Origin of the sequence: Cellulomonas carbonis, from assembly GCF_014636275.1 — a bacterium.
Taxonomy (GTDB): domain Bacteria; phylum Actinomycetota; class Actinomycetes; order Actinomycetales; family Cellulomonadaceae; genus Actinotalea; species Actinotalea carbonis.
In genome coordinates this window covers 622502-636624 of record NZ_BMEB01000001.1, presented here as the reverse complement: position 1 = coordinate 636624, position 14123 = coordinate 622502, and the positions used below count along the sequence as shown (strand labels likewise).

Genomic DNA, 14123 nt, shown 5'->3' with positions numbered 1-14123 from the left:
AGCCGCCCTCAGGCGGTGGGCCCGCCGTGCCCCGGGCCCCGGTCGCGGCGACGCAGGTAGCGCTCGAACTCGCGCGCGATGGCCTCGCCCGTCGCCTCGGGCAGGTCGGCCGTGTCCTTGGCCTCCTCCAGCTGCGCCACGTACTCGGCGATCTCGGTGTCCTCGGCCGCGAGCTCGTCGACGCCGTGCTGCCAGGCCTCGGCGTCCTCCGGGAGGTCGCCGAGCGGCACCGGGACGCCGACGAGCTCCTCGATCCGGGCCAGCAGCGCCAGCGTCGCCTTGGGGGACGGCGGGTGTGCGACGTAGTGCGGGACGGCGCTCCACAGGGACACGCCGGCGAGACCCCGCAGGGACGCGGCGTGCTGCAGCACGCCGACGATCCCCGTGGGGCCCTCGTACGTGCTCGGCTCGACGCCGAGCGCGAGCTGGAGGCCGTGGTCCTCGGTGGTCGTGGTGACCGGGATCGGCCGCGTGTGCGGCACGTCGGCGAGGAGCGCGCCGATCGTGACGACGGTCCGGACGCCCAGCCGCTCGGCGATGTCGAGAAGCTCGGTGCAGTAGCGGCGCCAGCGCATCGACGGCTCGATGCCGTGGACGAGGACGACGGGGTCGCCCGCACCGGGTTCGGCCACCGCGACCGTCGTCGACGGCCACGAGATCACGCGACCGCCGTCGGGGCCCGGGCCGACCGTCGGGCGGTTGACCTGGAAGTCGTGGAACTCCTCGGGATCGAGCTCGTCGACCTGCTCGGCGCCCCACACCTCGTGCAGGTGCGCGAGCGTCTGCGTCGCGGCCGACCCCGCGTCGTTCCAGCCCTCGAAGGCGGCGAGCAGGACCGGACCGCGGAGGCGCCCACCGGGCAGTGCGTCGGTCATGCGGTCAGCCTAGGCGCTCGGCCCCGGCGCGGGCCGAGGCGGCCACCTAGACTGCGCCGGTGCCCGCGACTCCCGCCCCCGTGGTCCCCGACCTGCCCGCCGCCGTCCTGTGGGACATGGACGGGACGCTCGTCGACACGGAGCCGGCGTGGATCGCGGCGGAGACCGCGCTCGTCCAGGAGTTCGGCGGGACGTGGACGACGGAGGACGCGCTGCGCCTCGTCGGTCTGCCGCTGGAGCACTCGGCGGCGCTCCTCGCCGAGGCCGGTGTGACGCTGCCGACGGGCGAGATCGTCGAGCGCCTCATCGACGGCGTCGTCGCCTCGGTCCGCTCGCACACCGTGTGGCAGCCGGGGGCCCGTCGCCTGCTCGAGGACCTGCGCGACGCGGGCGTGCCGTGCGCGCTCGTGACGATGTCGTACCGACGGTTCGCCGAGGAGGCGATGCGCACCGCGCCCGAGGGCGTCCTGACGGTCATGGTGACCGGGGACGAGGTGTCCCGCGGCAAGCCGGACCCGGAGCCGTACCTGCGTGCCGCCGAGGTGCTCGGTGTCGACGTCACGCGGTGCGTCGCGATCGAGGACTCGCGTCCCGGGATCGCGTCGGCGCTCGCGTCGGGCGCCCGGACGCTCGGCGTGCAGCACCTCGTCCCGGTCGAGCCGCGCGACGGCCTGAGCCGGGTCGCGTCGCTCGAGGACGTCGACCTCGCGGCCCTCGCCCGCATCGGCGCTGGTGAGGTCCTCGACCGGATGCCCGTCGACGCGCCCGGGCAGGCGGGGCTCACGACCGAGGCGTGACGCCCAACGTCAGCTCGACCGCGCCCGGCGGCACCTCGGGGGGTGTCCCGCCGAACGCGGGGCACAGGTCCTTGTGCGCGCACCAGCCGCACAGCGGTCCCGGTCGGGGCGTCCAGGAGCCCTGCTCGGCGGCGGCGACGATGCCCGACCAGATCGCGCGGACGCGTCGCTCGGTGGTGCGCAGCTCGGCCTCGTCGGGGACGTGCCGGAGCACGGTGCCGTCACCGAGGTACACGAGCTGGAGCATCGCCGGGACGCGGTGCCGCAGGCGCGAGACGACGAGGGCGTAGAACCGCATCTGGAAGAGCGCGCCGCTCTCGAAGCCCTCGCGCGGCGACCGGCCGGTCTTGTAGTCGACGATCCGGATCGCGCCGTCGGGCGCCACGTCGACGCGGTCGACGATCCCGCGCAGCTGCGGGCCGTCCTCGAGCTGCGTCGCGACGTCGAGCTCGCGCTCGGCGGGCTGCAGGCGGTTCGGGTCCTCGAGCGTGAAGTACGTGTCCAGCAGCGCGCCGGCCTGCGCGAACCACGCGTCGAGGTCGACGTCGTCCGCGAGCACCTCGGCGCACTCGGGGCGCTCCTGCAGCATCCGGTCCCACTCGGGTGCGACCAGCGCACGCGCCGCCGCCGGGGTGCGCGCACCCGCCGGGGCGTCGTACAGCCGCTCGAGCACCGCGTGGACGAGCGTCCCGCGCACCGCGGCCGCGCTCGGCGGCTCGGGCAGCCGGTCGACCACCCGGAACCGGAACAGCAGGGGGCACTGCAGGTAGTCGTTCGCGCGCGAGGGTGACAGCCCGGGCGGTCGCCGGGGTGCGGGCGCCGGACCCTCCGCACCGGGCGGTGCGGGGCTGACGGGCTGCACGGCGAGCTCGGTCTGTGGCACGCGGCGAGGATACGTCGGGGGTCCGACACGACCGGGCATGCCTAGGGTGTGCGCGTGCAGACACCACGCGACGCGCGCACCCGGGGCTGGGTCGTCGGTCGGGCCGCGGGCGCGCCCGTCGTCGTCTCGCCGGGCTGGGTGCTCGCGGCGGTGGTGCTCACGGTGCTGTTCGCCCCGACCGTGCGGTCGATCGCGTTCGTGGACGAGGTCGGGGCGTACGCCGTGTCGGCGGTCTTCGTGCTGCTCCTGCTCGGCTCGGTGTTCCTGCACGAGCTCGCGCACGCCCTGGTCGCCCGGCGTCAGGGCGTGCGGGTCGAGGAGCTCGCCGTGACGCTCCTGGGCGGTCACACCCGTCTGGGCGGCTCGGCGCCCACACCGCGCGCGAGCGCCCTCGTCGCCGCGAGCGGACCCCTCGTCAACCTCGTCCTGGGCGGTGCGGCCTGGCTCGCGGCCGAGCTGCTCGCACCGACGTCGCGAGGGTCCGTCGTGTGGCTGCTCCTGGTCGCCGCGGCGCTCGCGAACGGGTTCGTCGGTCTGTTCAACCTCGTCCCGGGCCTGCCGCTCGACGGCGGGCGCGTCCTCGAGGCCGCCGTGTGGCGCGTCACGGGGTCGCGCTCGCGGGGCACCGCCGTCGCGGGGTGGGTCGGCCGCGCGGTCGCGGTCCTCGTCGTCGTCTGGGGCGTCGGGCGCCCGCTGCTCGCGGGTGGTCGGCCGGACGCCGTCGGCCTGCTCTGGACCGTCCTGATCGGCGCGTTCCTGTGGAGCGGGGCAGGCCAGGCGGTGCGCGCGGCCCGCGCCGACGGTCGCGCCGCGCGCGTCACGGTCCGCGGCCTCATGCGCCCCGCGGTGGCCGTGCCTGCGCGCGGGACGCTCCTGGACCTCGACACGGCGGTCGCGCACGCCGCGGCACCCGTGCAGGACGCGGTGCTGCTCGCCGGTGACGGTCGTCCGGTCGCGGTCGTCGACGCCGCGGCCGCGCTCTCGGTCCCGGACGAGCGGCGTGCCCGGACCGCCCTCTCGGCGGTCGCGCTGCCGCTGCCGGAGGGCGCCTCGGTCGACGTCGGGCTCACGGGGCCGGACGCGCTGCGCGCCGTGGCCGCGCTGGCCCGCGTGACGCCGACGGTGGCGGTCGTCGACGGCGTGCGCGTCGTCGGCGTTCTGCGCTCGCAGGACGTCGTCCGCGCGCTGCGCGCGACCTAGACTCCTGCCACGTGACCCAGACCCCGCCGCCCGCCGACGACGCCGACGCCCCCACGGGCGGGACCGGGGGGCTGCCGACGGGTGCGTCCGCTCGGCGGGGGCCGCTGCGGGTGGGTGAGCGCGTGCAGCTGACGGACCCGCGCGGCCGGCTGCACACCGTGACGCTCGCGCCCGGCGCGACGTTCCACACGCACAAGGGCTACTTCCGCCACGACGAGCTCATCGGCGCGCCCGAGGGGTCGGTCGTCACGAGCAGCGGGGGAGTGACGTACCTCGCGCTGCGCCCGCTCCTGGCCGACAACGTGCTGTCGATGCCCCGCGGCGCGGCGGTCGTCTACCCCAAGGACGCCGGGCAGGTGGTGGCGATGGCGGACATCTACCCCGGCGCGCGCGTCGTCGAGGCCGGTGTCGGGTCCGGTGCGCTGACGATGTCGCTCCTGCGCGCCGTCGGGGACCAGGGGTACCTGCACTCGATCGAGCGCCGCGAGGACTTCGCGGCGATCGCGCGGGCCAACGTCGAGGGGTTCTTCGCGGGCCCGCACCCCGCCTGGCGGCTCAGCGTCGGCGACCTGAGCGACGTGCTGCCCGTGGCCGAGGAGCCGGGTTCCGTGGACCGGGTCGTCCTGGACATGCTCGCGCCCTGGGAGAACCTCGAGGCCGTCGCCGCCGCCCTCGCGCCCGGCGGTGTGCTCGTCGCGTACGTCGCGACGACGACGCAGCTCTCCCGGCTCGCCGAGGACCTGCGCGACGACGGCAGGTTCACCGAGCCGACCGCGTGGGAGACGATGCTGCGCGGGTGGCACCTCGAGGGCCTCGCCGTGCGCCCCCAGCACCGCATGATCGGCCACACCGGCTTCCTCCTGACCACACGGCGGATGGCCGAGGGCGTCGCGGTGCCCGAGCGTCGGCGCCGCCCCGCGAAGGGCAACTACCCGGTCGAGGAGGAGTGGACGCCCGAGGACCTCGGGGAGCGCTCGATCTCCGACAAGAAGGTGCGCCGCGTGCGCCGCGACCTCGGCGCCGACGAGGTCTGACGCCGCGCTCGCCGGCCCGATCGCCGGCGACGGCCGACCGCCGGGCCGACACGCGCGTCCGCCCGTCGGTCGGGTCGTGGCCGGGGACGTCGCGCGACGTAGGGTTGCACCGGAGGCTCCGCCGGGCCGCCCGCCCGGTCCGGTGGACCACGGTCGGGTGGACACGGGAGGCACGATGAGCCAGACGCCGGAGCAGGACGCACGCCGATCCGCCGAGGACGCCCGCCAGCTCGCGCTGCTGGCCGCCAAGAACGAACGGCTCGCGGAGGCGCTGCGCCAGGCCCGGGACCGGCTCGCGGAGCTGCAGGAGCGCATCGACGAGCTGGGCCGCCCGCCCGCGACCTTCGCGACGTTCCTCGCCGCACGCCCGGACGGCTCGGTCGAGGTCGTCTCCGCCGGCCGGAAGATGCAGCTCCAGGTCGCCCCGTCCGTCGAGGTGCACGCGCTGCGGCCGGGTCAGGAGCTGCGGCTCAACGAGGCCCTCACCGTCGTCGAGGCCGGTGCCTACGAGACCGTGGGCGAGCTCGTGACCGTCAAGGAGATCCTCGCGCCGGACCGCGCGCTCGTGGTCGGGCGTGCGGACGAGGAGCGCGTCGTGCGGCTCGCGGGCCAGGTGCTGGACTCGCCGGTCCGCATCGGCGACGCGCTCACGGTCGACTCGCGCTCGGGCTTCGTCTTCGAGCGCATCCCGCGCGCCGAGGTCGAGGAGCTCGTCCTCGAGGAGGTCCCGGACATCGACTACGGCGACATCGGAGGCCTGGGGTCGCAGATCGAGCAGATCCGCGACGCCGTCGAGCTGCCGTTCAACCACCCTGACCTGTACCGCGAGCACGGCCTGCGCCCGCCCAAGGGCGTCCTCCTCTACGGCCCGCCCGGGTGCGGCAAGACGCTCATCGCCAAGGCGGTCGCGCGGTCGCTCGCGCAGACGCGGACGACGCCCGGTCCCGACGGCGTCCCCGTCCCCGCCGGGACGAGCTACTTCCTCAACGTCAAGGGACCCGAGCTCCTCAACAAGTACGTGGGCGAGACGGAGCGGCACATCCGCCTGATCTTCGCCCGCGCCAGGGAGAAGGCGTCCCAGGGCACCCCCGTCGTCGTCTTCTTCGACGAGATGGAGTCGCTGTTCCGCACGCGCGGCACGGGCGTGTCGTCCGACGTCGAGACGACGGTCGTGCCGCAGCTGCTCAGCGAGATCGACGGCGTCGAGCGGCTCGACAACGTCATCGTGATCGGCGCGTCCAACCGCGAGGACATGATCGACCCCGCGATCCTGCGCCCGGGCCGCCTCGACGTGAAGATCAAGATCGAGCGGCCGGACGCCGAGGCGGCACGCGACATCTTCACGAAGTACCTGACCCCGGACCTGCCCCTGCACCCCGACGACCTCGCCGAGCACCAGGGCGACGCGGCCGCCGCCGTGACGGCGATGATCCAGCGCGTCGTCGAGCGGATGTACGCCGAGACGCGCGAGAACGAGTTCCTCGAGGTGACGTACGCGTCGGGCGACAAGGAGGTCCTGCACTTCAAGGACTTCAGCTCGGGCGCGATGATCCAGAACGTCGTCGACCGCGCCAAGAAGTCCGCGATCAAGGACTTCCTCGCCACGGGCGCGCGCGGCATCCGCGTCGAGCACCTCATGGCCGCGTGCGAGGACGAGTTCAAGGAGAACGAGGACCTGCCCAACACGACCAACCCCGACGACTGGGCGCGGATCTCCGGCAAGAAGGGCGAGCGCATCGTCTTCATCCGGACGATCGTCCAGGGCAAGGGCGGCAAGGACACGAGCCGCACGATCGAGACGATGACGCCGACGGGGCAGTACCTCTGAGCCGGACCGTACGGGCGTCGCGTCGACCTAGGCTGGCGCGGTGACCGTACGTCGGGTGATGGGGATCGAGACCGAGTTCGGCATCGTCGAGCCGGGGCGGCCGCAGGCCAACCCGATGGTCCTGTCGAGCACCGTCGTCGCGGCGTACGCCTCGGTCGCCTCACCCCCGGGACGCCCGGCGCGGTGGGACTACGAGGACGAGGACCCCCTCGCCGACGCGCGCGGTTTCCGGCTCCAGCGGGCCGCGGCGCACCCGTCGATGCTGACCGACGACCCGTCCGCACCCGCACCGACCGGTCCCGACGGCGGCGTGCCGGACGTCGCGGCAGGTGCTGCGACGGCGACGGCGCTCGACCCCGGCGAGCGCGAGCGGCCCGTGGTCGAGGAGTACGACGACCCCGCGGCCGCGACGACGATCCTCACCAACGGCGCACGGTTCTACGTCGACCACGCGCACCCGGAGTACTCGAGCCCCGAGGTCACGAACCCACGGGACGCCGTCCTGTGGGACAAGGCGGGGGAGGCGGTCGCGCTGCGGGCCGTGCGGGCGGTGTGCTCGACGCCCGGCATGCCCGACGTCGTCCTGTACAAGAACAACGTCGACGGCAAGGGCGCCTCGTACGGGACGCACGAGAACTACCTCGTCGACCGCGCCGTTCCCTTCGAGGTGCTCGCGCAGCACCTCATCCCGTTCCTCGTGACCCGTCAGGTGTTCACGGGTGCTGGACGCGTGGGGCTGGGCCAGGCCGGGCAGGACGCCGGCTTCCAGATCTCCCAGCGGGCCGACTACGTCGAGGCCGAGGTCGGCCTCGAGACGACGCTGCGACGCCCCATCGTCAACACGCGCGACGAGCCGCACGCCGACCGGTCGCGGTGGCGCCGCCTGCACCTCATCGTCGGCGACGCGACGATGCTCGAGGTCGCCACGTGGCTGCGCCTCGGGACGACGTCGCTCGTGCTCTGGCTCCTCGAGCGGTCGCAGTCGCGCCCCGAGGTGCTCGCGCCGCTCGAGGACCTCGCGCTCGCCGACCCCGTCGACGCGGTGCGCGTCGTGAGCAGGGACCTCATGCTGACGGCGCGGCTCGAGCTCGCCGACGGGCGTCGGCTCACCGCGATCGAGGTGCAGCGCGAGTACCTCGCCGCCGTCGTCGCGGCACTCGGTGCGGACGTCGACGACGCGACGCGCGAGGTGCTCGACCGCTGGGAGTCGGTGCTCGACCGGCTCGCCCGCGACCCCGGCCTGTGCGCGCGCGAGGTCGAGTGGGTCGCGAAGCTCCGCCTGCTGGAGGGGATGCGCCGCCGTGACCACCTCGAGTGGGACCACCCGCGCCTGGCCGCGATGGACATCCAGTGGTCGGACGTCCGTCCCGAGCGGGGCCTCTACCACCGCCTCGTGGCCGCGGGTGCGGTGGAGACGCTCGTCGACCCGGCCGAGGTCGACCGCGCCGTGACGGAGCCGCCGTCCGACACGCGTGCCTACTTCCGCGGCACGGTCGTGCGCCGGTACGCGCACCAGGTGCGCGCCGCGAGCTGGGACTCGGTCGTCCTCGACGTGCCCGAGCTGCCCGTCCTGCAGCGCATCCCGCTCCGGGACCCGTGGCGCGGCACCCGGTCGCACGTCGGCGAGCTGCTCGACGCGTGCGCGGACGCGGGCGAGCTCGTGCGGCGCCTCGGCCGCGGCTGACGCCGCCCACAGGGTGGATCACGCGCCTGGTGTCGGCGCGCACGCCTAGGATCGGAGCGGAAGCAGACGACCGACGTGGTCGGCCGGGTGACCGGGCGGCCGCGGGGCCCGGCTCGGGTCCGGCGGTCGCCGACGACCACGGTGCTGGACGCCAGCACCTCGCTCGAGCGGGAGGTCATGATGGCCGGTCAGGACCAGATCAGGCACCGACGCGACGACGAGCCCGACGACGCCCCCGAGCCCGTGGCCGCCCCGGCCGCCCAGGCGCGCGACGCGGAGGTCGACTCGCTCCTCGAGGAGATCGACGAGGTCCTCGAGCAGAACGCCGAGTCGTTCGTGCGGGGCTTCGTGCAGAAGGGCGGGCAGTGACGGGTGACGCCTGACGCCCCCGGCGCCCTCCCGCGCTCGTTCCACATGACCGGCACGTCGTCGTTCCTCGACTTCCTCGCCGCGCACGACCCCTCGCTGCTGCCGACGGGCCGCCACCTGCCCGCGGGCGAGGTCCCGGCCGCGCCGCACGCCACGACGATCGTCGCCCTGACGTTCGACGGGGGCGTCGTGATGGCGGGGGACCGGCGCGCGACCGCCGGGCCGATGATCGCGAGCCGACACATCGAGAAGGTCTTCCCGGCCGACGAGTACTCGGCCGTCGGCATCGCCGGGACCGCGGGGCTCGCGCTCGAGCTCGTGCGGCTGTTCCAGCTCGAGCTCGAGCACTACGAGAAGATCGAGGGCTCGCTGCTCTCGCTCGACGGCAAGGCGAACCGCCTCGCCACGATGATCCGGGGGAGCCTCGGCCTCGCGATGCAGGGGCTCGCCGTCGTGCCGCTCTTCGGCGGCTACGACCTCGACCGCGGCGTCGGCCGGATGTTCTCGTTCGACGTGACGGGCGGACGCTACGAGGAGACGGACTTCCACGCCGTCGGCTCGGGCTCGGTCTTCGCGCGCGGGTCGCTCAAGAAGCTGTGGTGGCCGGGGATGAACGCGTCGGACGCGGTGCGCACCGCGGTCCACGCGCTCGTCGACGCGGCCGACGACGACTCCGCGACGGGCGGTCCGGACACGCTGCGGCGGATCTGGCCGGTCGTCGCGACGGTGACCGCGTCGGGCTACCTGCGCGTCGAGGACGAGGCGCTCGCGCGCACGGTGGCCGAGGTGGACGCGATCCGCCGGGCGGAGGGGGACCCCCGATGACGATGCCGTTCTACGTCTCGCCCGAGCAGCTGATGAAGGACCGGGCGGACTACGCGCGCAAGGGCATCGCGCGCGGTCGCTCGGTCGTCGTCCTGGCGTACGACGACGGGATCGCGTTCGCGACCGAGAACCCCTCGCGGGCGCTGCACAAGATCTCCGAGATCTACGACCGCATCGCGTTCGCCGCAGTCGGCAAGTACAACGAGTTCGAGAACCTGCGGGTCGCGGGCGTCCGGTACGCCGACCTGCGCGGCTACTCCTACGACCGGTCCGACGTCACCGCACGGGGTCTCGCGAACGCGTACGCGCAGACGCTCGGGACGGTGTTCACCACCGAGTCCAAGCCGCTCGAGGTCGAGATCGTCGTCGCCGAGGTGGGCGCCTCGCCCGCCACGGACCAGATCTACCGCCTGTCGTACGACGGGTCCGTGGCCGACGAGCACGGTCACGTCGCGATGGGTGGTCAGGCCGAGCACCTGTCCGAGCGGCTCGCCGAGCGGTGGTCGCCCGGCATGGACCTCGCCGCGGTCGTCCGCCTCGCGGTCGACACGCTGGGCGCGCAGGTCGACGGCCCGGACCGGACCCTCGAGCCGACGCAGCTCGAGGTCGCGGTCCTGGACCGGACGCGTCCGCGGCGCGCGTTCCGACGTCTCGCCGCGCCGCAGCTCGCCGACCTCCTCGGCGCGCCGCCGGACGACACCGCGGCCGCAGGCCCGGGGCCGTCCGACCCCGCCACGACGGAGGGCTGACACGTGGACCGCCGCATCTTCGGGCTCGAGACGGAGTACGGCGTGACGTGCGCCGTCGACGGCGGGCGCGGGCTCTCCGCCGACGAGGTGGCGCGCTACCTCTTCCGCAAGGTCGTGGCGTGGGGGCGGTCGTCCAACGTCTTCCTCCGCAACGGCTCACGCCTCTACCTCGACGTCGGGTCGCACCCGGAGTACGCGACCGCCGAGTGCGACGACATCCGCGACCTCGTCGCGCACGACCGGGGCGGCGAGCGGATCCTCGAGGGCCTGGTCGCCGACGCGCAGCAGCGGCTCGAGCACGAGGGCCTGCCCGGGCGGATCCACCTGTTCAAGAACAACACCGACTCCGCGGGCAACTCCTACGGCTGCCACGAGAACTACCTCGTCCGGCGGCAGGGCGACTTCGGCCGGCTCGCCGACGTCCTCGTGCCGTTCCTCATCACGCGGCAGGTGCTCACCGGCGCCGGCAAGGTCCTGCCCACGCCTCGCGGCTCGGTGTACTGCCTCTCGCAGCGCGCGGACCACATCTGGGAGTCGGTCTCGAGCGCGACGACGCGGTCGCGGCCGATCATCAACACGCGCGACGAGCCCCACGCCGACGCCGAGGCCTACCGGCGCCTGCACGTCATCGTCGGCGACTCCTCGATGGCGGAGCCGACGACGCTGCTCAAGGTGGGCGCGACCGACCTCGTCCTGCGCCTCGTCGAGGCGGGGATCCCGATGCGTGACGTCTCGCTCGAGAACCCCATGCGCGCGATCCGCGAGATCAGCCACGACATCACCGGGTCCGCACCGGTGCGGCTCGCGAACGGCCGCACCGCGACGGCCGTCGAGATCCAGGAGGAGTACCTGGGCCGCGTGCAGGACTTCGTCGCGCAGTCCGTCGAGCTCACGCCGGTCATCAAGCAGACGCTCGACCTGTGGGAGCGCGGCCTGCGTGCGGTCAGGACGGGTGACCTCTCGCTCGTCGACCGCGAGCTCGACTGGGTGATCAAGCTGCGGCTCGTCGAGCGGTACCGCGCCAAGCACGACCTGGCGCTGGACGACGCGCGCGTCGCGCGCCTGGACCTGGCCTATCACGACATCTCGCGCACGGAGGGTCTGTACAACCTGCTCGCCGCGCGCGGGATGGTCGAGCGCGTCGTGGACGACCTCGACGTGTTCGAGGCGACCGCCGTGCCGCCGCAGACGACCCGCGCGAAGCTCCGCGGCGACTTCGTCCGGCGCGCCCAGGAGGCCCGCCGCGACTACACCGTCGACTGGGTCCACCTCAAGCTCAACGACCAGGCGCAGCGCACCGTCCTGTGCAAGGACCCGTTCCGCAGCGTGGACGACCGGGTGGAGCGCCTGCTCGAGTCCATGTGAGGGAGAGCCCGTACAGTGATCGGGCCCCGGCCGCCCGGTCGGGTGCGGAGGGCGCCGTGGGGCGCGGAGGAAGGAGCCGGGTGCGTCGTCACGCTGCCGCCGCGGTCGTCGTCGCGCTCGCTGCCGTCACCGCGCTCGTGGGCTGCTCGGCCGAGCAGGAGCAGCAGGCCGAGGTCGAGGTCACGGGTGAGGCGGGCAGCGTCCCCGAGCTCGTCTACGAGCGCCCGCTCGAGGTCGCGGAGTCCCGCGCCGAGCTGGTCTGGGAGGGCACCGGACCCGAGGTCGTCGACGGCGAGCCCGTGCTCGTCGACTACTACGCCGAGGACGGCACCGACGGCACGCTCATCGGCGAGACGTACTCGTCCGAGCCCAAGCCGTACCTCCTCAGCGCCGAGGCCCTCGGCGTCGACATCTACGAGGCGCTGCGCGGACGCACGGTCGGCTCGCGCGTGGTCCACCTCGTCCCGCCCGACGCCGGGAACCAGGGACCGACGGTCGCGGTCTTCGACCTCCTCCCCACGCGTGCCGAGGGTGAGCCCGTCGATCCCCGTGAGGGCGTCCCGACGGTCGAGCTCGCGCCCGACGGCGAGCCGACGATCACGGTGCCCGCGACCGAGCCGCCCGCCGACCTCGTGGTCCAGCCGCTCATCCGCGGCGCGGGGCCGCAGGTGCAGGCCGGGCAGGTGATCGTCGTGCAGTACACCGGCGTCACCTGGTCCGACGGGGCCGAGTTCGACTCGAGCTGGTCGGAGGGCAAGCTGCCGACCGTGTTCCCGATCGGGGTCGACCAGCTCGTCCCCGGCTGGGACCAGGGGCTCGTCGAGCAGACCGTCGGCAGCCAGGTCCTGCTCGTCGTCCCCCCGCACCTCGGCTACGGCGGGGGCGACACCGAGCTGGCCGACGAGACGCTGGTCTTCGTCGTGGACATCCTGGCCGCACGCGGCGGCCCGACGGAGGGCTGAGCGCATGACGGTCGCGGTCCGTGTCATCCCCTGCCTCGACGTCGACGCCGGGCGCGTCGTCAAGGGCGTCAACTTCATGCAGCTGCGCGACGCGGGGGACCCCGTCGAGCTCGCGCGCCGCTACGACCTCGAGGGTGCGGACGAGATCACGTTCCTCGACGTCTCGGCGTCGGCGTCGGACCGGAGCACGACGTACGACGTCGTGCGTCGGACGGCCGAGGAGGTCTTCGTTCCCCTCACGGTCGGCGGCGGGGTGCGATCCACCGAGGACGTGGACCGCCTGCTCCGCGCGGGCGCGGACAAGGTCGGCGTCAACACCGCCGCCATCGCGCGTCCCGAGCTGGTGTCGGAGATCGCCACGCGCTTCGGCAGCCAGGTGCTCGTCCTGTCGGTCGACGCCCGACGCGTCGTGGACGGCCCGCCCACACCGTCGGGGTTCGAGGTCACGACGCACGGCGGTCGTCGCGGGACCGGGATCGACGCGGTCGAGTGGGCGCGCCGCGCCGTCGACCTCGGAGCGGGCGAGGTGCTGCTCAACTCGATGGACGCCGACGGCACGACCGGCGGCTTCGACCTCGAGATGCTCGCGGCCGTCCGCCGCGAGGTCGCGGTGCCGCTCATCGCGAGCGGCGGCGCGGGCACACCGCAGCACTTCCTCGAGGCGGCCCTGGCGGGGGCCGACGCGCTGCTCGCCGCGAGCGTCTTCCACTTCGGCACGCTGACGGTCGGCCAGGTCAAGCAGCACCTGCGGGACGCGGGCGTGCCCGTGCGCTGACGCGCCGTCGTCCCGCCGCGCGCTGACGCGCCCGAGGGCGCCGGGCCCCGGACGCACACGTCCGCAGGGTCGCGGGGCGCGCACGTGCCCGCGGTGGTCGGGGTCGGCTCAGCTCGTCGGTGCCGGCGCCCGGAAGCGCGCGAGCGCCTCGAGCGCGGCGGGCGGCCCGACGAGCCGGACGTGCGCGACCCGGGGACGGTCGAACGCCCAGAGCACGAGCTCGCCCGGGCGGCCCCGGACCTCGACGACGTCGCCGTCTCGTGCGCCCGCGGTGATCGTGCGCCCGCTCGGGTCGGTCAGCACCAGCCGCACGGGCGACCGGTGCAGGAGGAGCCGCGACATGCGGCGCAGGTGGGCCCACAGCGCCTCCTCGTGCGCCGGGGGCAGGTCACGAGGCGCGACCTGCGCGCCGCCCGGGCCGCCGCGGCGCACGTCCTCCGCGTGGACGTGGAACTCGACGAGCTGCGCCGCGTCGCCGGCCCACCGCAGCGGGTGCCACACGGGCGGACCGTCTGCGAGTCGCGCCAGCAGTCGCTCCCACGCGTCGGGCCGCGTCGACCGGTCGCCGAGCGCCTGCGTCAGCCGCTCGGTCCGTGCGGCGAGACCGGGCACGACGACGCCGACGGCGGCGGGGGAGCTCTCGCGCAGCACGAGGTGCGCGGCGAGGTGCTCGGTCCGCCAGCCCTCGCACAGCGTCGCTGCACCCGGTCCCGCCTCCCGCAGCGCGGCGACGGTCGCGGAGCGTTCCTGCAGGTGCCATGCCATGCGCCGCATCGT

General features: G+C 74.5%; 14 protein-coding genes. 11 read left to right on the top strand and 3 right to left on the bottom strand.

Annotation, left to right across the window (positions count from 1 at the left end; all coding sequences use genetic code 11):
- Positions 1 to 8 precede the first annotated feature (8 nt).
- Positions 9 to 875: a PAC2 family protein gene (locus IEV86_RS02895; protein WP_043605673.1), complete on the bottom strand. Its 867-nt coding sequence runs from the start codon at positions 873 to 875 to the stop codon at positions 9 to 11.
- A 59-nt stretch (positions 876 to 934) separates the two neighbouring features.
- Here IEV86_RS02895 and IEV86_RS02890 point away from each other — a divergent pair, with 59 nt between their 5' ends.
- The gene (locus IEV86_RS02890; protein ID WP_268235173.1) at positions 935 to 1672 is read left to right on the top strand and encodes an HAD family hydrolase; all 738 of its coding nucleotides are present in this window, start codon (positions 935 to 937) and stop codon (positions 1670 to 1672) included.
- On the opposite strand, the gene IEV86_RS02885 is transcribed toward IEV86_RS02890, so the two are convergent.
- A complete protein-coding gene (locus IEV86_RS02885; protein ID WP_043605675.1) occupies positions 1656 to 2555 on the bottom strand; it encodes a RecB family exonuclease in 900 nt (299 codons plus the stop codon). The two genes, IEV86_RS02890 and IEV86_RS02885, sit on opposite strands and share 17 nt — an antisense overlap.
- Before the next feature lie 54 nt (positions 2556 to 2609).
- Between IEV86_RS02885 and IEV86_RS02880 the strand changes: the two genes are divergently transcribed.
- The 10 genes from IEV86_RS02880 to hisF all read left to right on the top strand — a co-directional run bounded on the left by IEV86_RS02880 (position 2610) and on the right by hisF (position 13346).
- Positions 2610 to 3755 (top strand): site-2 protease family protein, encoded by a 1146-nt coding sequence (locus IEV86_RS02880; RefSeq protein ID WP_043605698.1) that lies wholly within the window; start codon positions 2610 to 2612, stop codon positions 3753 to 3755.
- A gap of 71 nt (positions 3756 to 3826) precedes the next feature.
- Positions 3827 to 4789 (top strand): tRNA (adenine-N1)-methyltransferase, encoded by a 963-nt coding sequence (locus IEV86_RS02875; RefSeq protein ID WP_043605699.1) that lies wholly within the window; start codon positions 3827 to 3829, stop codon positions 4787 to 4789.
- Positions 4790 to 4964: 175 nt separating this feature from the next.
- Positions 4965 to 6617 carry a proteasome ATPase gene (gene arc, locus IEV86_RS02870; RefSeq protein ID WP_043605700.1) on the top strand — a complete coding sequence of 551 codons (1653 nt, stop codon included), beginning with the start codon at positions 4965 to 4967 and terminating at the stop codon, positions 6615 to 6617.
- A 40-nt stretch (positions 6618 to 6657) separates the two neighbouring features.
- Positions 6658 to 8301 (top strand): depupylase/deamidase Dop, encoded by a 1644-nt coding sequence (dop, locus tag IEV86_RS02865; RefSeq protein WP_043605677.1) that lies wholly within the window; start codon positions 6658 to 6660, stop codon positions 8299 to 8301.
- A 180-nt stretch (positions 8302 to 8481) separates the two neighbouring features.
- A complete protein-coding gene (locus tag IEV86_RS02860; protein WP_043605702.1) occupies positions 8482 to 8670 on the top strand; it encodes a ubiquitin-like protein Pup in 189 nt (62 codons plus the stop codon).
- Positions 8671 to 8715: 45 nt separating this feature from the next.
- Positions 8716 to 9495 carry a proteasome subunit beta gene (gene prcB / locus IEV86_RS02855; protein ID WP_052426142.1) on the top strand — a complete coding sequence of 260 codons (780 nt, stop codon included), beginning with the start codon at positions 8716 to 8718 and terminating at the stop codon, positions 9493 to 9495.
- Positions 9492 to 10244: a proteasome subunit alpha gene (gene prcA, locus IEV86_RS02850; protein WP_043605681.1), complete on the top strand. Its 753-nt coding sequence runs from the start codon at positions 9492 to 9494 to the stop codon at positions 10242 to 10244. Before prcB ends, prcA begins: the two co-directional genes overlap by 4 nt.
- Before the next feature lie 3 nt (positions 10245 to 10247).
- Complete coding sequence (gene pafA, locus IEV86_RS02845; protein ID WP_043605682.1) at positions 10248 to 11609, top strand: Pup--protein ligase; 1362 nt, start codon at positions 10248 to 10250, stop codon at positions 11607 to 11609.
- 80 nt (positions 11610 to 11689) lie between these two features.
- The gene (locus tag IEV86_RS02840) at positions 11690 to 12571 is read left to right on the top strand and encodes an FKBP-type peptidyl-prolyl cis-trans isomerase (RefSeq protein WP_043605684.1); all 882 of its coding nucleotides are present in this window, start codon (positions 11690 to 11692) and stop codon (positions 12569 to 12571) included.
- 4 nt (positions 12572 to 12575) lie between these two features.
- Positions 12576 to 13346: an imidazole glycerol phosphate synthase subunit HisF gene (gene hisF / locus IEV86_RS02835; RefSeq protein ID WP_043605686.1), complete on the top strand. Its 771-nt coding sequence runs from the start codon at positions 12576 to 12578 to the stop codon at positions 13344 to 13346.
- A gap of 108 nt (positions 13347 to 13454) precedes the next feature.
- Here the strand turns inward: hisF and IEV86_RS02830 are convergent, their stop codons facing one another.
- The gene (locus IEV86_RS02830) at positions 13455 to 14111 is read right to left on the bottom strand and encodes a TIGR03085 family metal-binding protein (protein ID WP_043605703.1); all 657 of its coding nucleotides are present in this window, start codon (positions 14109 to 14111) and stop codon (positions 13455 to 13457) included.
- Between the last annotated feature and the right edge of the window lie 12 nt (positions 14112 to 14123).